Genomic DNA, 20,471 nt, shown 5'->3' on the forward strand with positions numbered 1-20,471 from the left:
GGCCCGGGCAGACTCGCCGGGCGGTCGGATGCCGCTCTACGGCATCCTGGATGACGATCACCCGGCTCGGGGAGGCGCATGCGCGACGCGACCAGCATTGACCGCGGCAGGCGCCACGCGCACCATGGAGGCCATATTCTGTCAAAGTCGCCGCCCGGCGTCATGTCGAGGAGCCAGTTTCCTGTCCCATGCCAGCCCTTCCTGAGTCCTTCGAGGGCACGGCCCTCGCCATCGATTTGCATATGCACTCGACCGCTTCCGACGGCGCTCTTGCGCCGTCGGAACTGGTGACGCTGTGCCACGCCAAGGGGCTTTCGCATATCGCCCTGACCGACCATGACAGCCTCGAGGGGGTCGCCGAGGCCGACCGTCGCGCCCGCGAGCTTGGGCTGTCGGTGCTGCCCGCCAGCGAACTGTCCTGTCAGTGGCGGGGACTCAATATCCATGTGGTCGGGCTGTTGCCGTCGGGGCCGGGGGACATGCTGGAAGCCGGCCTTGCCGAGCAGGCCATCGCCCGCGAGAAGCGTGCCGAGACCATTGCCCGGCGACTCGAGCGCATCGGCCTGAGCGACGGGCTGGCCAAGGCGCGTGCCTGGGCCGGCAGCGACCGGCCGCTCAATCGCCCCGACTTCGCCCACGTGATGGTGGCAGAAGGGCTGGTGGCGGATCTGTCCGGGGCCTTCAGCAAGTATCTTGGCAACGGCAAGATCGGCGACGTGAAGTCGCATTGGCCCTACCTGTCCGAGGTGGTGGAGTGGATCCTCGACAGCGGCGGCGTGGCGGTGCTGGCTCATCCCCTTCGCTACAAGCTGACCCGGCGCAAGCGCGGCCTGCTGCTCGATGAGTTCTGTCGGGCGGGGGGCCAGGCGGCGGAGCTGGTCAGCGGCTTCCAGAACCCGGATGTCACCCGGGACCTGGCGCGACAGTTGATGGAGCGCGACCTGTACGGATCGCTGGGCAGCGACTTTCACTTTCCGGGAGGACACCTGGCACCGGGCAGCATGAGTCCGATTCCGCGCACCGCGGTGGCGCCGGTGTGGGCCCATCCGCGCCTTGCCGACTGGTTCGCCAGCGCGGCGAGTACGGACGTGGCGGGCCCTGGCGCGACAAATGGGAGCGTGGACGATGACACCCCGCGCGCCGGCCCGGAAGGCGAGAGCCCGGAAGACCAGAGCCCGGAATACCAGAGCCCGGAAGACCAGAGCCCGGAAGACAAGAACGCCGCCCATTCGGTCTAGTCTCAGAGGGAAGGCCCGCGCTGCGCCTCGTGCTTTCTTCGCCAACTTCTTTTGCCCGTTTGTTCGCCAGGGAGGCAACATGACCCAGTACTTTCAGATTCACCCCGACAACCCCCAGAAGCGCCTGATCGACCGCGCGGTCGAGATCATCCACAAGGGCGGAGTGGTGGCCTATCCGACCGACTCGGGCTACGCCCTTGGCTGCCACCTGGGGGACAAGAAGGCCATCGAGAAGATCAAGTGGCTCAGGTCGCTGGACGACAAGCACAACTTCACCCTGGTGTGCTCGGACCTGTCGGAGATCGGCACCTACGCCAAGGTGGACAACGCCGTCTTCCGCCTGCTCAAGGCCCACACCCCGGGCGCCTACACCTTTATCCTGCACGCCACCACCGAGGTGCCCCGGCTGCTGCTGCATCCCAAGCGCCGCTCCATCGGCGTTCGGGTGCCGGACCACGAGATCTCGCGTGCCCTGCTTGAACGCCTGGGCGAGCCGCTGATGAGCGTGACCCTGATTCCGGTAGGGGAGGCGTTGCCGATGACCGACCCCGAAGAGATTCGCGATCGCTTCGGTGCGCACCTGGACCTGGTGATCGACGGTGGCGCCTGTCAGCTGGAGCCGACCAGCGTGATCGATCTGCGCGACATGCCGCCGGTCATCGTGCGCGAAGGGCGCGGCGATATCTCACCCTTCCAGGAGTAGCGCTCGACGCAAACCAGCGAAAGCATGCGGCGCATTGTCAGAAAGGCGACAGGCGCATGCAGCCACGATGTTTCGACTGGTCCCGTCCCTGGCTCGCTCTCCTGAACCCCCGCCCTGGACAGGGGCCCGCTGCGGCCAGGGCCTTGGACAGAGGGCCCGTTGCGGCCAGGGCCTTAGACAGAGGGGCCGCTGCGGTCGGGATTGCTGACGCCATCGTCGCCATCATCGTCGTCATCTTCGCGCTTGGCCTTTTTTTCCTCACCGCCGTCGTCCTCCGGTTCCTCTTCAGGTTCTTCCTTCGGTGCGTTGGGGTCGGGGGTGTCCTCGTCGAGCCAGGTGCCACAGATCAGGCAGTACTTGGCACGCTGCTCGTGGCGGTCGTGGCCGCAGCCTGGGCAGGCTTCGTCGGAGTAGCGATCGGCACGAATCGAGCGGATTACCTCGGCGGAGAAGACCCCGGTGGGGACCGCGATGATCGAGTAGCCGATCAACATGACCACCACGCTGATGGCCTGGCCAAGCGGCGTCACCGGCGAGATATCGCCGTAGCCCACCGTGGTCAGGGTCACCACCGCCCAGTAGATGGCTACCGGAATGCTGGTGAAACCGGCCTCCCTCGGCTCGATCAGATACATCATCGAGGCGAAGATGGTCACCAGCATGAACACCGTGAACAGGAACAGGAAGATCTGGTGGCCGCTGCGCTTCAGCGCGTCGATCAACAGGCGTCCCTCGCCGACGAATTCCATCAGTCTCAGTATCCGGAAGATGCGTAGGCTGCGCAGCAGGCGGATGACGATCAGCGACTGGGCCCCGGGGATCAGCAGCGCCAGCCAGCTCGGCAGGATGGCGATCAGGTCGACGGTGCCGTAGAAGCTCTTCAGATAATTGAGTGGCCGCTCGAGGCAGTAGAGCCTGAGGACTAGCTCGATGGTAAAGAGGATGGTGAAGGTCCACTCGATGGCCCGGAACAGCTCGCCATACTGCATGCGCAGGCTATCGACGCTCTCCAGCACCACCACCAGCACGCTGGCCAGGATGGCGGTGATCAAGGCGATGTCGAAGCCCTTGGCCAGCCGGGTATCCGACTCGAAGATGATCTGAAAGATGCGCGTCTTGAGGCCTTCGGCGGCCGGCTTGTAGCCGTTGATCACGGGCGTGTCCTTGTGGTCTCGGGGCATTCTCCTGCAGGGATTGGGCTATCGCCTACAGGAAATGGGGCCATCGTCGGCGTTGCTCGCTATTGACGTTACTCCATCTCGACGTTGTCGGGTAGCCGGCGACCGAGTCTCAACAGGCCGGCGCCGACCTCGGCACTGAGCCAGTCGGGACGGTGCTCGGCGTCCTCGAGGGAGCCTTGCAGGTGCTTGACTTCCTCACCGACACCGGGCGCCGACGAGCACTGTGCAAGCCGCTCTAGCGTCTCCCGGGCGGTGACCATCCAGCCGCTGTCCTGGGTGTCGGCGTAGGCGTCGAGGGCGACCACCAGGCGATGCAGCAGGGTCGAGGGGCTGTCGCCGGACGGCAGCCGCCAGCCCTCCGCCAGTGCCGTTCCGCGAGCCGCCTTGCTGGTGTCCGATGGGCGCAGCGGGACGCTCTCGGCGAAGCCGTCGGCCAGTTCCAGCAAGCGCTCGGCGTCTCCCCGCTTGAGCTCGAGCTCGACCTCGCGAATGGTAACGCTTAGCTCCCCCACGCGAATCTCGCCCTCGTCGAGGGCGATTTCGACCTCGCCACCATCGCTTTGCACAAGCCACACCTCCCGCTGAAAGTCGGTGGTAAAGCAGGGAACCAGGCGGGTCAGCAGGGTCTCGTCCAATGCCTGGATCGGCTCGAGCCCCTTGAGACCTTCCAGGTCGAGGGTGTCGCCGGCCACCGGCCACTCCCATTCTCCCCGGGTGGACAGGCCTCCACCGCCCTGGCCGCTGGTCTTCAGGGTCTGGCGCCACTCGTCGCCGATACGCCGCAGACGCAGGGCGACGCGGGCCTCTTTGAGATCTCCCTCAGGGGTGTCGTAGTAGGTATTGACCAGCGTCTGACGGCGGGAATCCTCTCCGGCGAGGCGGGGGTGGCGTCGTAGCGCATCCGGGCCATCCGGCCCCAGGGCGAGTTTGAGTTCGACTTCATGGCTCATGCGGAGCGTCCTGACAGGGATAATGGAGGGTGAATCACATCAATGTGACGTTAGTGTGGCGGTATTTTTTCCATGACGTGACAGTTTGGGGTCACTATACTGTCGCCGCCATTTCTCCAGTGTCCGTGACTCCCTATGGTGACATCAAATCCGTTTTCGGCGATGTTTGGCCGCTCCCCCTTTCAACCGCTGCTGGCCCATATCGAAAAGGCGCACGACTGCTCTGCCGAGCTGCTGCCCTTCTTCGAGGCGACCCTTAGGGGCGACTGGGATGCGGCGGCCTCGCATCGTGAAGTGATTACCCGGCTCGAACACGAGGCGGACTCGCTGAAGACCGAGCTGAGGCTGAACCTGCCCAACACCCTGTTCCTGCCGGTTTCCCGTTCGGACCTGCTGGACCTGGTCAGCGTTCAGGACAAGATCGCCAACAAGACCCGCGATATCACCGGCATCATGCTCGGCCGCCAGATGCAGGTACCCGACGCCCTGGCGACCCCGATGCGCGAGTACATCGCCACCGCCGTCGACTGTGTCGCCCAGGCGCGTCAGGCCCTCGAGGAACTCAAGGACCTGCTCGAATCCGGCTTCGGACGCAATGTCACCGAGCTGATGCAGAAATTGATCCGTGGGCTGCATGATCTGGAGCAGCGTGCCGACGAGCAGCAGATCGCCATTCGTCGCCAGCTGTTCGCCCTCGAGAAGGACCTGCCGCCGGTAGACGTGATGTTCCTCTATCAGATCATCGAATGGATCGGAGAAGTGTCGGACCGCGCCGAGCGGGTCGGCAGCCGACTCCAGATCATGACGGCGAACTGAAGACCGTCTTTCCATCCGACCGCCCGCGGGCGGTCTGACGTCATTCAGACTTTCCTCAGTCAGCAATCAAGGGATCTTCTCCCATGTCGATCATTGCCCAGCACGGTGACATCTTCATCCTACTGGCCTGCGCGTTCGGTTTCTTCATGGCCTGGGGCGTCGGTGCCAATGACGTGGCCAATGCCATGGGTACCTCCGTAGGTTCACGGGCGGTCACCATCAAGCAGGCGATCATCATCGCCGTCATCTTTGAATTTCTCGGTGCCTGGCTGGCCGGTGGCCAGGTCACCGAAACCATCCGCAAGGGCATCATCAATCCGGCCCTTCTGGAAAACGACCCCCAGTTCCTGGTCTACGGCATGCTGGCCTCGCTGCTGGCCGCCGGCACCTGGCTGCTGATCGCTTCGATGAAGGGCTGGCCGGTGTCCACCACCCATTCCATCGTCGGTGCCATCGTCGGTTTTGCCCTGGCCGGGCTCGGCATCGAGGCGGTGGGCTGGGGAAAGGTGGGCCAGATCGCCGCCAGCTGGATCGTCTCGCCGCTGCTTGCGGGCTCCATCGGTTTCATGCTGTTCAAGTCGGTGCAGCGTCTGGTGTTCGAAGCCGACGACCCGTTCGCCGCTGCCAAGCGCTATGTGCCGATGTACGTGTTCCTGGTGGGTTTCATCGTCGCCATGGTGACCCTGACCAAGGGCCTCAAGCACGTGGGCCTGCACCTTGCTCCGTTCGAGAGTCTGTTGATCGCGGTGCTCTTTGGCCTGGCGCTGATGGGCCTGGGTATCTGGCGCGAGCGCAGCATCGGCCGTAGCCAGCGCAAGACCGACTCCTTCGGTTTCGAAGGTGTCGAGCGAGTGTTCGGCGTGCTGATGATCTTTACCGCCTGTGCCATGGCCTTCGCCCATGGCTCCAACGACGTGGCCAATGCCGTCGGCCCCCTGGCCGCGGTCATCAGCGTGGTGCATGAGCACGGCAGCATCGAAGGCGCCTCGGCGGTGCCCTGGTGGGTGCTGGTGCTGGGCGGTGGTGGCATCGTGGTCGGCCTGGTGACCTATGGTCACAAGGTCATCGCCACCGTCGGCACCGGCATCACCGAACTGACCCCGAGCCGTGGCTTCGCCGCCACCCTGGCCGCCGCCACTACCGTGGTGCTGGCCTCGGGTACCGGCCTGCCGATCTCGACCACCCACACCCTGGTGGGTGCGGTGCTGGGCGTGGGTCTGGCCCGTGGTCTTGCCGCCCTCAACTTGCGGGTCATCGGTACCATCGTGATGTCCTGGCTGATCACCCTGCCGGCGGGGGCGGGCCTTGCGATCATGTTCTTCTTTATGTTCAAGGGGATCTTCAACTAACGGGTTGGAAAGGGGCGATAGGGCTGACAGGCGAGATCGCCTTGCGATCATGTTGCTCTTTCTTGCATGTTCAAGGGGATCTTCAACTAGGCAGGGAGATCTTCAACTAGGCAGGGGGGCTTCCCCTTATGCGGGAATGAGAAGATCGCCTGGCGATCATGTTGCTCCTTTTCTCCCTCCCCCCCCCCCCCCACCCATGACGGCGCCTTCGGGCGCCGTCGTCGTGTCTGGCGTCCACAGCTACGCAGGTGGCAACCGGGCGTAACGGGCGGGGCGGGTGTGGGTCGATAGCAGGCTCTGATATAGTGAGGACTCCTTTCTCCTTGTCCGCCGCAGCAGGTCCGGTCCTTGAACACGTCCTTTTCCTTCGTCGACTGGTTTCGCCATTCCTCGCCCTATATCAATGCCCACCGTGGCCGCACCTTCGTCGTGCTGGTCGAAGGAGAGGCGATGGCGGCGGGGCGAGGGGAGTCGCTGATCCAGGACCTGGCGCTCTTGCACACCCTGGGGGTCAAGCTGGTGGTGGCCTTCGGCATTCGCCATCAGGTACACAGCGTGCTCGAGGCCGAGGGTATCTCGCCGGTGCGCCATCAGGGGCGCTGGGTCGCCGACGAAACCATCATGGCCAGGGTCGAGCGGGTCGCCGCCGAGCAGCGCCTGTGGCTCGAGGCGCGGCTGTCACTGGGGCTGCCCAACACGCCGCTGCACGGTATCGAGCTGACCACGGTGTCCGGCAATCTGGTCATGGCCAAGCCCCTGGGGGTGCGTGACGGCGTCGACTTCCAGCGTTCCGGCGAGGTACGCCGGGTCCGCTCGGGGGCGGTCAGAGCCCTGCTCGAGCAGCACTCGCTGGTACTGCTGCCGCCGCTCGGGTTTTCCAGCACGGGCGAGGTCTTCGATCTGGACGCCGCAGAGGTCGCCCAGCAAGTGGCAGTGGCGCTGAAGGCCGACAAGTTGATCCTGCTGGGGGAATCCGACGGTCTGCGCGATGACGGCGGGCGGTTGTTGCGACAGCTGTCTCCGGCGGAGGCGCGGCCGCTGCTGGACGACGCCTCTATCGGTGAGGAGCGCGCACGCCACCTGGGAGCCGCCTGCGAGGCGGCGTCCCATGGCGTCGCACGCACCCACCTGTTGTCCTGGCGCGACGCCGACGCTCTGCTGGGCGAACTCTTCACCCGTGACGGTGTCGGCACCATGATCACCCAGCATCGCTACGAACAGCTTCGAGCGGCGGGTGTGGAGGATATCGGCGGGCTGCTGGAGCTGCTGGATCCGCTGGAGAAGCGTGGCATGCTGGTCCCGAGATCCCGCGAACGGCTCGAGCACGAGATCGACGACTACCTGGTGATCGAGCGTGATGGCATGGTCATCGGTTGCGCCGCCCTGCACCGTTTCGACGACGCCAACGTCGGTGAGCTGGCCTGTGTGGCGGTGCACCCGGACTATCGTAGCGGCGCCCGTGGTGAACGCCTGCTGGCAGAGATCGAGCGTCAGGCCCGGCGCCAGGGCATCGATCGTCTGTTTGCCCTGACCACCCACACCGCCCACTGGTTTCTTGAGCACGGCTTTGTCCCCTCGGCGCTCGATGAACTGCCACCGCTGCGACGCGACGCCTACAATCATGCGCGGAAGTCGAAGGTAATGAGCAAGGCCTTGTAGATCGTACCAGGGAAGGTGCTCGTCGACGTTTCGGCCAACCATTACGGCGTCTCCAGATGGAGACGCCGTAATTGTTTGTTAAATAAGGGTATTTTGATTTTTACTCGTTTTGCGTCTGGATTTGGCGACGTTTGTTCAGGGGGCAGGCCTCGAAAGTCGGCCACGACGCTCAAGATGTCTGTGGTTGGCGATTTTTGATAATTTTAAGTTATTGATAATAAATAAGTTGCTTTGTTTTTGGCACAATGATCGCAATAGTCTTGGCGAGCAGGGAAGGTGGCGATCAAGTGTCGTTGTCCTTCCGGGATCGGCGGAGAAATCACTGCCCTGTGCGACTCCGACGAACCCAGCGCCTGCTCCGCGTGATGTGCGACACAAGGTTGCGATGAGACGGCACCGGCCGATCAGGCATGGAGAGGTGTCGTGAAGAGCAAGGATGCTCTGGCAAGGAAGCCGACCCCTTCGGGGGAGTCTTTCGCTCCGCCGCCCAGGCGACGGAGCTAGAACGAGGCAGGATGGGAGACCATCCTAGAGGTGAGGTCAGGTTCCTGGTAACGACGATCGCACCTTGGCTTCGGGCCCTTCGGGCCACCCGAAAACCGTTCAATGGGCGGACCAGGCCATCGATTGATCTGTTTTCGACCCTTCAGTTCCCTGCGTATTCGGGCCGGCCTAGCCGGCCCCTTTTTTTTCATACGGTTTTTTGCGAAGTCGGCTGAGTGTTTGACGCGGGGGTAATGGGCCAACTCTGGTATTCTTCTGGATGGATTGATGGACGTTTCATTCACCTTCCTTCACAGAACCCTGGTCATGACCTCTGCTGCCACGCGCCGTTGGCGCCCTCGCTCGCTGTTGCAACTAGTGCTGCTGGCCTTCGTGGTGGTCATGCTGCCGCTTGGTGTGCTGATGTACCAGGCTGGCCAGGCGCTGTCGGAGCTGTCGCGGCTGGCCGAGGTCAGCGCTCGTCAGGCGGTGTCCGAGACACGTCGGGCACGCACCCTGGGGTCGCTGGCGGTGGAAATGGAGCGTGGTGCGCGCCAGTACGCGGTGATCCAGGAAGAAAGCCTGCTCGACATCTACGCCGATCGTCTGGCCGAGTTCCGCGAGTTGCTGGCGCGTCAGCGCCTGCTGCTGCCTGATGACCCTGACATCCAGGCGCTGGAACGCCTGCTCGACGAACTCGCGACCCTGCCGCAACAGCCGCCGGAGGCCTACGCGGCTTCGCTCGACGACTTTGTAGCTTTTTCCCGACACGTCGAGGGTATGCGCCAGGCCACCAACAGGCGCATCGATCTGCGTCTGGACGCCATCCGTGAGCGGGCTCGAAAAGTTCAGCAACGCCTGTGGTGGCAGACCGGGGCGCTGGTCTCGGCGAGTCTGATGCTGATGCTGTTGTTCACCCGCTTGATCATACGCCCGGTGCGTCAGCTCGAGCGGCGCATCCTCGGCATCGGCAGTGGCTATCAGGACAGCCAGCAGCGCCACGTTCAGGGCCCTGCGGAGCTGGTAGCGCTGGGCGAGAGGCTCGACTGGTTGACCCATCGCCTGGAAGAACTCGAAGCCCAGAAACAGCAGTTCCTGCGCCATATGTCCCATGAACTGAAGACACCGCTGGCCAGCGTTCGTGAGGGATCGGCGCTTTTGTCCGATGGCGTGGCCGGTGAGTTGAGCCCGCGTCAGCGTGAAGTGCTGGACCTGATCGACGCCAGCGGCGCCGAACTGCAGCGCCTGATCGAGCAACTGCTCGACTATAATCTGTTGCAGCACCACCGCAGTGCGGCCATCGAGCGCCTCGACATGGCCACGGTGGCACGCGAGGTGCTGGCCAAGCATCGATTGAGCCTGCAGTCCAAGGAGATGTCGGTCGAAGTGTTCTCGGGCCCGCTGCAGTGGCGTGCCGATCATCAGGCCACCGCCCGATTGCTCGATAATCTGGTGTCCAACGCCGTGGCCTACGGTGAGGATGGTGGCAAGCTGCTGATTCGCGCCCGTGCACGCCACGACAGGCTCGAGCTCGAGGTAGCCAACACCGGCGAGCCGATCGCCGAGCAGGATCGCGACCACCTTTTCGAGGCCTTCTACCAGGGACGAGCACGACGCAAGGGTGCGCTCAAGGGCTCCGGCATCGGACTCTCCGTGGCGGCCGACTGCGCTCGTCTGCAGCACGGCCGGCTCGAGCTGATCGATGATCCCGAGTGGCCGGTGTGCTTTCGACTGACGCTGCCGGCAGCACCACCGGAAGATGGCCGACATTACGGCCTACATAACGATACAAGGCCCGCATTGACGGGCCAGGACGCAAGGAATCTGACGCTATGAACTCTAGGGGTGTGACCCTGACACCTCGACGCTCGCTTACCCGAGTCGTCGGTCCTGCCGCCGTTGTCAGTCTGATGCTGGTGATCAGCGGTTGTGAAATGCTGCCTATCGAGTCAGTCGGTGACGAAACACCGGCGGTCGAAGCGCTCGATCTGACCACCTGCCATGCAGAGGTGCCGACCTTCGCCGAGTCTTCTTGCATGTTGACCGACTGGATCGCCTTCGGTCTGGCCTCCCAGCGTGGCGATCGCCAGTGGCGTGACGCCATGCTGGCGCGGCTGGAAGGTCATGCGCCCGAGCAACGCCTGGGGCGCGCCGTGGCCTTGAGCTGGGGCAGCGAAGCCCAGTGGGACCAGGCGTCGGAGCTTTACAAGGCGGACCTGAGCCTGGCGCCCGTTGAACTCCAGCCCCTGCTGCGCTACTGGCTCAACGAACTCGAAGGGCGGCGCGCCCTGGATGACCGCGCCGGTCGCCATCATGGCGAGGTGGCTCGGCTACGCCAGGAAAACAAGGAACTGGCAGACAAGCTCGATGCCATGACCGCCATCGAGCAGAACATCAATCTGCGACAGCAGGCGGAGTAAGCGCTGTCAGGACGCTGGCGGGCTAAAGCAGAGAATGCCATGCCTGCCATCGAGCAGAACATCAATCTGCGACAGCAGGCGGAATGAGAGCAGAGCACCAACCAGCGACAGCGGATGGAGTGAAATTGTGGAGACGGTGATATGAAGCAAGTCGCAGCGACCGCGAACGCCAGGACATCGGCCCATGTACTGCTGGTGGACGATGATGTCAGCCTGCTGAAGCTTCTGGGCATGCGCCTGGAAAGCCGCGGCTATCGGGTGACCACCGCCGAGAGCGGTCGCGAGGCGCTCAAACGGCTGGAAGAAGGGCGGCCGGATCTGGTGCTGTCCGACCTGCGCATGGATGAAATGGACGGCATGGCGCTGTTCCAGGATATTCAGCGGCGCATGCCCGGCCTGCCGGTGATCATCCTGACCGCCCATGGCTCGATTCCGGATGCGGTCAGCGCCACCCGCCAGGGCGTGTTCAGCTTTCTGACAAAACCGGTGGACCGCGAAGAGCTGTTCGGGGCCATCGACGATGCTCTGTCCAATACCGCCAGCAGCGGCGAAGGCGACGACAGCTGGCGCGACGAGATCATCACCCGCAGCCCTGAAATGGAGCGTATTCTCGAGCAGGCGCGGATGGTGGCGGGGTCCGATGTCAGCGTGCTGGTCACTGGACCATCGGGCTCCGGCAAGGAGCTGCTGGCCAATGCCATCCACAAGGCCAGCGCCCGCGCCGACAAGCCCTTTATCGCGATCAACTGCGGCGCGCTGCCGGAGCAGTTGCTGGAAAGCGAGCTGTTTGGCCACGCCAAGGGCGCCTTCACCGGGGCCATCAGCGAACACGGCGGGCTGTTCCAGGCGGCCGACGGTGGCACCCTGTTCCTGGACGAGATCGGCGACATGCCACTGGCGATCCAGGTCAAGCTGCTGCGGGTGTTGCAGGAGCGTCAGGTGCGCCCGGTGGGCTCCACCACGTCGGTGCCGGTGGACGTGCGGGTGCTGTCGGCGACCCATCGCGATCTGGATCAGGCCATGCATGAAGGCGAGTTCCGTGAGGATCTCTACTATCGCCTCAACGTGGTCAACCTGAAGCTGCCGGCGCTCAAGGATCGCGCCGAGGATGTGCCGCTGCTGGTCAAGCATCTGGTGGCCCAGGCGGCGTCGCGCCACAAGCCCTTCGTCAAGGGGTTCTCGCCGGAGGCGCTCAATCTGCTGGCAACCTGTGCCTGGCCCGGCAATGTGCGTCAACTGGTCAACGTGGTCGAGCAGTGCGTGGCACTGTCCAGTGCGCCGATGATCCCGGAAGCCCTGGTGGCCCAGGCGCTGGCGGCGGAAGACAACGCCATGCCGACCTTCAACGACGCTCGCGCAGGATTCGAGCGTAGCTACCTGGTCAAGGTGCTGAAGATCACCGAGGGCAACGTGACCCAGGCGGCGCGCATCGCCGGACGTAACCGCACCGACTTCTACAAGCTCTTGTCCCGCCACGAGCTGGAACCTGCCTCGTTCAAGCCGGGGGTGGCCAGCCCCTCTCGCTAGCCCGATGGGCAGGCTTGGTCCGATGGGCCGAGCCCCCGAAGATCCCCGCTCCGGCCCCGTCCGGCTGCTTAAGCCGGCGGCGGTTCGTCGGCAAGGTGCCGCCCGCAAGATGCCGACAACCTAGGCCCCGTCGTCGTCGGATCGGTTGTCCGCGATCTGCTCGGCTGCCGGCCATGTCTCGATCACCTCGACGTCCAGCTCGCCATCGGCGAGACGAGCGTGCAGTCGCTGGCCGGGCGCGGTCTGATCGGCGCGGCGCACCGCCTGGCCGTCGCTGGCGGTGAGGATGGCGTAGCCACGGCCCAGTACGGCCAGCGGACTGACCGCCTGCAACTCCCGAGCAGCGGCCGCCAGGCGCTCGCGCCGATGGACCAGCGATAGCCGCTGGGCGCCGTCGAGACGGCGTCTCAAGCGGCTCAGTTGGCGCCGATTCTCGTCCAGGGTGAGTCCGGGCGAGCGCAGCGATAGACGGTGAGCCAGGTCTGTCTGGCGGCGCCGCTCGGCGACCACTCGACCGCTGATGGCGCGTCCGAGGCGTTCCTTCAGCTGGCCAAGACTATCGCGCTGACGTGCGATCGCCTCGCCGGGGTGACGCAGGCGCGAGCGCAGGTGATCCAGCCGCTGGCCTTCCCGCTGCAACAGGCGTGCTTGTGCACCCTTCAGACGATTGTCTACCTGGGTTAGCCGGGCCGTCAGCTCCTGGCGCGAGGGCACTAGACGTTCGGCGGCGGCGGAGGGCGTCGGTGCGCTGGCGTCGGCGGCCAGATCCGACAGGCTCTGGTCGGTCTCGTGGCCCACCGCAGACATCACCGGCAGGCGCGAGTGGTGGATCGCTCGGGCCAGGTGTTCATCGTTGAAGGCCCACAGATCCTCGAGACTGCCGCCGCCACGGGTGATCAGCACCACGTCCCGGGCCGGGTCCAGCGTCGCCTGGCGATTGAGCAGGCCCAGGGCGGCGATGATCGCGGGCGCCGCCTCGGCCCCCTGGACCGGTACCGGTATCAGGGTCACCGTGACCAGCGGCCAGCGTGCCCGGAGTACCGCCAGCACGTCGCGCAGGGCGGCGCCGCTGGCGGAGGTAAGTACCAGCAGATGTCGCGGGGGAAAGGCCAGCGAGCGAGCGTTGGTGAAGACCCCCTGGTCGCCCAGGCGTTGCTTGAGCGCCGCCAGGGCGGCGAGCAGGGCGCCGGCTCCGGCGGCCTGCACCGCCTCGACGATCAACTGGTAGTCGCCCCTGGGCTCGAACAGCGAGACTCGGGCGCGCACCCGCACCAGATCACCGTCGCGCATGGGCGTCGACACAAAGCGTCCACGCGTGCGAAACAGCACCGCCTTCACCTGGGCGCGTTCATCCTTGAGGGTGAAGTAGACGTGCCCCGAGGCCGGGCGCGAGACCCCCGACAGCTCGCCTTCGATCCACTGTTCGCCCAGGTCGGCCTCCAGCGCAGAGCGCGCGCGTCGATTGAGGTCGCTGACCGAGAGTACGTCCTGGGCGCTATCCGACGTCGCTGTCATGGAGGCTTCCTGGGCTGGCATTGAAGAGAATCGGCGAGCATCAGCGACTGGCAGGACCACGCTGGCAAGTGACAGGTTACCAGAGCCCAGGTCGCCGCTTCAGCAAAGTCGAACTACGCTTAACGGGACAGGCGGGCAACCGGTCTGCCTCGCACGCGCCGCTGCGACGGAGGAGGGCACATGTCGGGACTTCGCGCGCCCGATATCGGGCCTATCGTGGGGCACACCACGGCTCACAGCTGTCGGTTGTGGGTTCGCGGTATCGCTCCCAATGATGATGGCGTCGACCTGACCGCGTCCTTGCGTACCGTGGGCCTGCTGGCGGTGGTCGAGGACAATGGCTTGCCCCGCCTGATCGACGGTGATCCGTCACGTCCCCACGCCTTCTATTTTCGTCTGCACCGGGAGTTTGATCGTACCGGAACCTTCGAGCTGGGGGCCGAGGAAGGTCTGGGAGCGATCGATGGCGTGGCGCCGCTGGGGCAGCCCGATGGCGTTGTGCCGTTGACGCCCGATACCCGCTACAAGGTGCGTGTCGCGACCCTCACCCTGGATGACACGACGCCCGATGTGGAAAGCCTGAGTGACGCCCAGATCGCCGCCAGGCTGCCCGACGTCAACGGCATGGCGTCGCTGCTCGCCGACCTCGATGGCGAGCACTGCGAGGCCGAATTCACCACCTTCGCCGCCGCAGTGGAGCCACGACTGGCCTTTCTGCTGGGGTCCTGTCGCTATCCCGGTACCCTGTGGAAGACCAAGGAAGCCGATCGCATCTTCGGCCCCATGGCCAGTCACTTAAGGCGTCGAGGCAGTCGGCCGGCGGCGCGCTTCAGCCTGCTGGTGGGCGATCAGATCTACGCCGATCAGTACAGTCGCTTCGTGCCGATCGGTCGCGCCGAGACCTTCGCCGAGTTTCAGGACCGCTATCGCCAGGCCTTTGGTTCCCCGCAGATGCGCCACTTTCTGCGTCAGGCACCGGTGTACATGATCCTCGATGACCACGAGATCGAGGACAACTGGCATCGTGACCGCCTCGCCGCCAAGCGCGAGCTGTTCAATGTCGCCATTGGCGCCTACATGAGCTACCAGTGGTCACACTGCCCGCGCAGCTTCGGGCGTCATCTGCACTATCACTTCGACTGCGGCGGCTATCCCTTCTTCGTCTGTGACACCCGTACCCATCGTACCTACGGTCGCGAGAACCGGGTGATGGACAACCATCTGCTGGGACGGCCCAGCATCGACCCCCAGCATCCTTCCCAGCTGGACGTGCTGCTCACGTGGCTGAGCGACCAGCAGGCCCGCTGCGGCGCTATGCCCAAGTTTGTCGTTACCTCGACGGTGTTCGCGCCCAGTCCGCTGGATGAAAGGCTCGATCCGGCCCTGGATGGCCATGACGCCCAGGCGCCGACGGATCTGGTGCGGACCAACCTCTCCCGGCGTGCCGAAAGCGATAGCTGGTCGGGGTTTCCGGCCACCCGCAAGGCGCTGGTCGAACATATCGTCGAGGCCGGCATCGACAACGTGATCTTCCTCAGCGGCGACGTGCACTGCGCCAATATCGCCGAGATGGTGGTGGAAGGGGGCGGTGGCGAGCCGCGACGGCTGTATGACGTCACCTCCTCGGCGCTTTACTGGCCGTTCTTCTGGGCCGACGGGGACCCCAACGGCTTTGTTCACGACTCCCGTCTGCCCGGTCAGGTGGATGGCTTTCCGCTGTTTGATGGTGACGTGACGCTGCACTACCGGGCCTTTGGCTTCTATCAGCAGGAAAACTTCTGTCGCCTGGAGCTGGACCGCGCTCACCACCGTCTGCGGGTCAAGGTGATCGATCGCTACGGCGATGAAGTCAGGGTGACGGACCCCGATGGCTCCGTGGTGCCCTATAACGATCTGGCGCTGGTGCCCTGGTAGCGAGCGATATGGCCGGTAGCGGCAATGTCGAAAGCGGGGCTGAAGGGCGCTGGGCTGGAGAGCGCTCGTCGGAAGAGTGCTCGTCGAAAGAGTGCTGACGGGCCGGTCGCCAAAGGGCGGGCGGCCCGGACGACAGGCGCAGGAGCAGGTCCTTTCCTGGAGAAATGGCGGTGAATACGACTAACCCCATGCTGGCGGGATTGCTGTTCGAGGAAACCATGCGAGGCCATTTTTCGCTCGGAAGCCAGGCGCCCGAGCGTGGTGAACGGCTGGGGCATGCAGAAGGCACCGAACTGGCCCTGCACGCCAAGGTCCAGATCGATGACATGGGCGCCTTCCTGGCCGACGACCGCCACCACGGCAGGCTGGGTGGTGTCGTCGATTTTGCCCCGCTGGGCCTTGGGTTGGTGATTCTCGAGGGCGACTTTCAGTTGTTTTCCCAGGGCCCCGGGGCGGGGCGTCAGATGGTCTACGACGCGGTACTGGAACTGGATGAGCGGCGATTGTTCCTGCACGGGGTGAAGCGGGTCAACGACGATCCGGGGCCTGATCTCTGGCGCGATACCACCACCCTCTATACCACTCTGCATGAGGGCGAGAGCGCCACGGCCGACATTCTCGGGGCGGGCATCCTGCACCTGGGCGTGGCCGAGTTGATGGCCATGCTCAAGACCATGACGCCGACGGGCCAAGGGGACCTGCGCACGGTGGCGGATTTCGGTCGCTTCTTCTTTGGTGAACTGTGGCACCTCTATGCGCCCTGGGTCATTCGCCGGGAGCCCGAGGCATGAACTACGACGCCATCGTGGTGGGGTCAGGGTTTGGTGGGGCCGTGGCGGCCTGCCGGCTCGCCGAGGCCGGGCTCAAGGTGCTGGTGCTTGAGCGCGGAAGACGCTGGGAGCGCGAGGACTTTCCCCGGGGGCCGGATGATGACTGGTGTTTCGATGTGGACGCCCCTCGGGAGCGTCATGGCTGGCTCGACCTGCGCTTCTTTTCGCGCATGGCGGTGGCACAGGGCGCTGGCGTGGGTGGTGGTTCGCTGGTCTACGCCAATGTCTCGGTGCCAGCTGAGCGGTTCGCCTTCGACAGTGGCTGGCCGGAGGCGATCGACTTCAATGAGCTCGTCCCCTACCAGGACCGGGTAGGCCAGATGCTGGAGGTGGCCGAGGTCCCCGCGGGCCAGGTCAGCGAGCGCTATCGACTGGTCCAGGAGGCCGCCGTGCGCAGCGGAGACGGCGATCGCTTTCGCCCCTTGCCGCTGGCGGTGCGCTTCGACCCCGACTGGAACTATCGGCTCAGTGAGCCTCACCACCGTCGACACAGTCGGCAGGCCCTCAATGTCCACGGCAAGGAACAGGGGACTTGCATCCACTGCGGCTATTGCGATATCGGCTGCCCGGTGGGGGCCCGCAATACCCTTGACCTGAATTACCTGGCCCGGGCGGAGCAGTTGGGGGCGCAGATACGTCCATTGAGCATGGTGCGATCGCTGGTGCCGGAATCCGGGGGCTACCGGGTGACCTTTCAGCATCTGGAAGGCGCGCCGACGATCCGTCACGAGCGCGCCGAGCGAGTGATCCTTGCCGCTGGCTCGCTGGGGTCCACCGAGCTGTTGCTGCGGGCCAGGGACCAGTACCGCACCCTGCCGGAACTGTCGCCGCTGCTCGGCCATCACTGGTGCGCCAATGGCGATTTCCTGACCCCCGCGATCTACCCGAACAGACGCATCGATGCCTGTCGCGGGCCGACCATCAGCGCCGCCATCGACTATCTCGACGGCAGCGACGGCGGTGAGCGCTACTTCGTCGAGGACGGCGGCTACCCTGACTTGATCGCCCACGCCTTGACGCAATTGCTGTCGCGCTCCGCCACCGCGAGCATGTTGCGGGGTGGCTGGCGCGCGGTGCTGGCCGAGGCGCTCAAGGAGAATGACCCCGATCGCTGCCTGATGCCCTGGTTCGGCCAGGGCATGGACACCGCCGACGGGGTGCTCAGGCTGACGCGGCGTTGGCTGGAGCGAGAGCCGTCGTTGAGCCTGGACTATCGGGTGGCCGCGTCGCGAGCCACGGTGCAGGCGCTGTGCGAACGCCACAAGCGCCTGAGCGCGGCCACCGGAGGCGTCGCCATCGAGCCACCGAGCTGGCGCCTGCTGGACTATTTGATCACCCCGCACCCACTGGGCGGTTGTCCCATGGGAGAGAATCGCTGGGACGGGGTGGTCGACCATGCCGGGGAGGTGTTCGGCTATCCGCGACTGTACGTGCTCGACGGTGCCATCGTGCCGCGCGCGCTGGGGCTCAATCCCTCGCGCACCATCGCCGCCCTGGCCGAGCGCGCCATGGCGCGGATGCTGGCCTAGCAGACGGAAGCGGCGACCCACCGGGAGGTAACATCATGGCCCGCGAGATCCCCCTCTATACCCTCGACGGCGTTGTCGACGCCGGGGTCACCCAGCACGGCTTCTGTACCGAGGATGGCCTGGGGCTGTCGCTGCTGCGCTTTCGGCGTGGCCAGGGGCGCATGGCGGTGATGATCGTTCACGGCCTGACCACCTCCAGCGACATGTTCATCCAGCCCGAGCATCGCAATCTGGTCAGCTTCCTGCTGGACGAAGGGGTCGACGAGGTGTGGACGCTGGACTTCCGCATGAGCAACCGCCACCCCTACAACCTGCAGCCCAACCGCTACTCCATGGATGACTGTGCGCTGTTTGACTTTCCCGCGGCGGTGGCAAAGATCCGTCAGGTCGCCGGTGACGACGTCGAGCTGCACGTGATCGCTCATTGCCTCGGCTCGATGGGCTTTGCCATGGCACTGTTCGGCGGCACCGTCAGCGGCATTCGCTCCTGCATCCTCAACAGCGTTGCGCTGACGCCCCATGTACCGCGCTGGTCGAGGATCAAGGGCCACATCTTTCCCTTCGTGATCGAGCGCATCTTCCAGCAGCCCTACGTCAGCCCGCGCTGGAGCGAGGATCCAAGATTCACGCTGGGCAAGCTGTTGTCGAAAGGCGTATCGCTGTTCCACCGCGAATGCGACGTGCCGGCCTGCCATATGCTGTCACTGATGTGGGGCACCGGCTGGCCGGCACTGTACAACCACGAGAACCTGGACGAGCGCACCCACCGACGGGGTGGTGACCTCTACGGCCCGGTAGGGCTCAACTATCACCGTCATGTCTTGAAGATGCTGCGCCGGGGCCATCGCACAGTGAAGATGCGCGAGGCGCCCGAATACGCCGCGCTACCCGACGACTACCTGCTCGAGGCGCGCCGCGTCGATACCCCCTGCCTGTTGCTGACGGGACGCGACAATCGCGTCTTCACCGACAGCAACGTGCACTGCCACCGGGCCCTGGAGGAGGCCGCCCCAGGCCGCCATGAGCTCGCGATCATCGACGGCTATGGCCACCAGGACGTGTTCATGGGTGCCCGGGTCGACCGTGAGGTCTTTCCCCGGTTGATGACGTTTCTGAACGCCCACACTTGAGCCCAGGCGCCACGCCTGAATCCAGGTGCCGTCAGGCCCTGAGGCGGCGATGGGCCCAGCCCACCAGCGGCGGCAGCGCCACCAGCAGAACGGTGATGCGCAGCAGATGGTGGGAGGTGACGAAGGCCGGTTCGATGTTCAGTGACAGCGCCACCAGGCTCAGCTCCGGCGCCCCGCCCGGCATGTAGGCCAGCAATGCCGCGGCCACCGAGATGCCGGTCAGCGCCTGGCCGACCCAGGCCGCCGCCACCGCCAGCACCACCAGGATCAGCGCCTGGACCACCGCCAGACCCAGCTGGCGCGCCATGTCGGACAGCGCCACGCCGACGAAGCGCACGCCCACCGAGGTGCCGATGACCACCTGAGCCAGGGCGATCAGCGCCGGTGGCAGCACCGCGTGGGTCAGCCCGGAAAAGTGCAGCAGCGACGACACCAGCGCCGGGCCGAACAGCAGGGCGTTGGGCAGGCGCAGCACCCGGCCGACCACGGCGCCGAGCGCCGCCGCTACCACCAGCCAGGCGGTGCCGGCGAGCGACGGTAGCTGGCTCCACTGGGCCGGCCCGTTGCTGGCGCCGGCCAGATCCACGTGGCCGAACAGGCCGAGGATCGGTGGAATCGCCAGCAGCAGCACCAGGATACGCACCGCGTGGGTGATACCGACGGCGCGCAGGTCAGCGCCAGACTCGTGGGCCATCATCAACAGCGCCGACAGTCCGCCCGGGGCGCCGGCGTAGAGCGCGGTGTCCAGCGAGTGACCGGCCACGCGGTAGCTGAAGGCCACCGCCACCACCATCATTACCGCGGTGGCGGCGAGCATGATCGCGGCGCTGGCGGCCCAGGCGGTGATATCGCCGGACAGCTCCGGGGTGAAGGCCGAGCCCAGCATCACCCCGATGACCACCAGAACCCCCTTGCGCAACCGTCCCGGCGAGCCCAGGCGCACCCCGGCGAGGCTCGCCAGGGTGGTGGTGATCAGGGCGCCGAGTAGCCACGGAAGCGGCAGGTCGATCAGGTAGGCGATGACCCCGCCCAGGCCGCCCAGGGCGAGGGTGGGCAGGAAGCGCCAGGCGCCGGGGGGAAGGAGTGTGGGGGCGGCGGGCATGGCGTCTCCTGTGTGCGTTGCCTGTACTCTGTGCACAGGTGGTGGTGATCGAGCCTGACGACGGCGCGCGGCGCCAGATGGCGCCACGCAGGGACTACATAAGGGCTACACAAGGGCTACATAAG

The 20,471-nt window shown here is 65.3% G+C and carries 16 protein-coding genes; 12 read left to right on the plus strand and 4 right to left on the minus strand.

Annotation, left to right across the window (positions count from 1 at the left end; genetic code table 11):
* Nucleotides 1–242: 242 nt before the first annotated feature.
* Nucleotides 243–1,238, plus strand: a complete 996-nt coding sequence (locus tag C9F12_RS19535) for a PHP domain-containing protein (protein WP_345840327.1) — start codon at nucleotides 243–245, stop codon at nucleotides 1,236–1,238.
* Nucleotides 1,239–1,317: 79 nt separating this feature from the next.
* Nucleotides 1,318–1,941, plus strand: a complete 624-nt coding sequence (locus C9F12_RS19540) for an L-threonylcarbamoyladenylate synthase (protein ID WP_045991103.1) — start codon at nucleotides 1,318–1,320, stop codon at nucleotides 1,939–1,941.
* Between the two features lie 173 nt (nucleotides 1,942–2,114).
* On the opposite strand, the gene C9F12_RS19545 is transcribed toward C9F12_RS19540, so the two are convergent.
* Nucleotides 2,115–3,092: an ion transporter gene (locus C9F12_RS19545; RefSeq protein ID WP_240184309.1), complete on the minus strand. Its 978-nt coding sequence runs from the start codon at nucleotides 3,090–3,092 to the stop codon at nucleotides 2,115–2,117.
* 98 nt (nucleotides 3,093–3,190) lie between these two features.
* The gene (locus tag C9F12_RS19550) at nucleotides 3,191–4,072 is read right to left on the minus strand and encodes a CYTH domain-containing protein (RefSeq protein WP_108449940.1); all 882 of its coding nucleotides are present in this window, start codon (nucleotides 4,070–4,072) and stop codon (nucleotides 3,191–3,193) included.
* 135 nt (nucleotides 4,073–4,207) lie between these two features.
* Between C9F12_RS19550 and C9F12_RS19555 the strand changes: the two genes are divergently transcribed.
* The 6 genes from C9F12_RS19555 (at nucleotide 4,208) to glrR (ending at nucleotide 12,326) form a co-directional block, all read left to right on the plus strand.
* Entirely contained in the window at nucleotides 4,208–4,888 is a 681-nt protein-coding gene (locus tag C9F12_RS19555; RefSeq protein ID WP_045991100.1) for a TIGR00153 family protein, read from the plus strand.
* 83 nt (nucleotides 4,889–4,971) lie between these two features.
* Entirely contained in the window at nucleotides 4,972–6,237 is a 1,266-nt protein-coding gene (locus tag C9F12_RS19560; protein WP_045991099.1) for an inorganic phosphate transporter, read from the plus strand.
* Between the two features lie 348 nt (nucleotides 6,238–6,585).
* On the plus strand, nucleotides 6,586–7,896 hold the full coding sequence (gene argA, locus C9F12_RS19565) for an amino-acid N-acetyltransferase (protein WP_108449941.1): 1,311 nt from the start codon (nucleotides 6,586–6,588) through the stop codon (nucleotides 7,894–7,896).
* 771 nt (nucleotides 7,897–8,667) lie between these two features.
* Entirely contained in the window at nucleotides 8,668–10,215 is a 1,548-nt protein-coding gene (locus tag C9F12_RS19570; RefSeq protein ID WP_240184306.1) for an ATP-binding protein, read from the plus strand.
* Complete coding sequence (locus C9F12_RS19575) at nucleotides 10,212–10,799, plus strand: hypothetical protein (protein WP_231498601.1); 588 nt, start codon at nucleotides 10,212–10,214, stop codon at nucleotides 10,797–10,799. The genes C9F12_RS19570 and C9F12_RS19575 overlap by 4 nt, the downstream gene beginning before the upstream one ends.
* A 141-nt stretch (nucleotides 10,800–10,940) precedes the next feature.
* Entirely contained in the window at nucleotides 10,941–12,326 is a 1,386-nt protein-coding gene (gene glrR, locus C9F12_RS19580; protein ID WP_045991097.1) for a two-component system response regulator GlrR, read from the plus strand.
* Between the two features lie 120 nt (nucleotides 12,327–12,446).
* Here glrR and xseA read toward each other — a convergent pair whose 3' ends face one another.
* Complete coding sequence (xseA, locus tag C9F12_RS19585) at nucleotides 12,447–13,841, minus strand: exodeoxyribonuclease VII large subunit (protein WP_108449942.1); 1,395 nt, start codon at nucleotides 13,839–13,841, stop codon at nucleotides 12,447–12,449.
* Nucleotides 13,842–14,021: 180 nt separating this feature from the next.
* Here xseA and C9F12_RS19590 point away from each other — a divergent pair, with 180 nt between their 5' ends.
* From C9F12_RS19590 to C9F12_RS19605, 4 genes are all read left to right on the plus strand, one after another.
* Complete coding sequence (locus C9F12_RS19590; protein WP_108449943.1) at nucleotides 14,022–15,755, plus strand: alkaline phosphatase D family protein; 1,734 nt, start codon at nucleotides 14,022–14,024, stop codon at nucleotides 15,753–15,755.
* Between the two features lie 170 nt (nucleotides 15,756–15,925).
* Entirely contained in the window at nucleotides 15,926–16,546 is a 621-nt protein-coding gene (locus tag C9F12_RS19595; RefSeq protein WP_146164648.1) for a hypothetical protein, read from the plus strand.
* Nucleotides 16,543–18,114, plus strand: coding sequence for a GMC oxidoreductase (locus tag C9F12_RS19600; RefSeq protein ID WP_108449944.1), 1,572 nt, complete (start codon nucleotides 16,543–16,545; stop codon nucleotides 18,112–18,114). The genes C9F12_RS19595 and C9F12_RS19600 overlap by 4 nt, the downstream gene beginning before the upstream one ends.
* 35 nt (nucleotides 18,115–18,149) lie before the next feature.
* Complete coding sequence (locus C9F12_RS19605) at nucleotides 18,150–19,244, plus strand: alpha/beta hydrolase (RefSeq protein ID WP_108449945.1); 1,095 nt, start codon at nucleotides 18,150–18,152, stop codon at nucleotides 19,242–19,244.
* A gap of 31 nt (nucleotides 19,245–19,275) precedes the next feature.
* Here the strand turns inward: C9F12_RS19605 and C9F12_RS19610 are convergent, their stop codons facing one another.
* Nucleotides 19,276–20,346 carry an AbrB family transcriptional regulator gene (locus C9F12_RS19610; RefSeq protein ID WP_045991092.1) on the minus strand — a complete coding sequence of 357 codons (1,071 nt, stop codon included), beginning with the start codon at nucleotides 20,344–20,346 and terminating at the stop codon, nucleotides 19,276–19,278.
* Nucleotides 20,347–20,471 lie beyond the last annotated feature (125 nt).

This window comes from Halomonas sp. BN3-1 (genome assembly GCF_003056325.1).
Taxonomy (GTDB): Bacteria; Pseudomonadota; Gammaproteobacteria; order Pseudomonadales; family Halomonadaceae; genus Halomonas; species Halomonas litopenaei.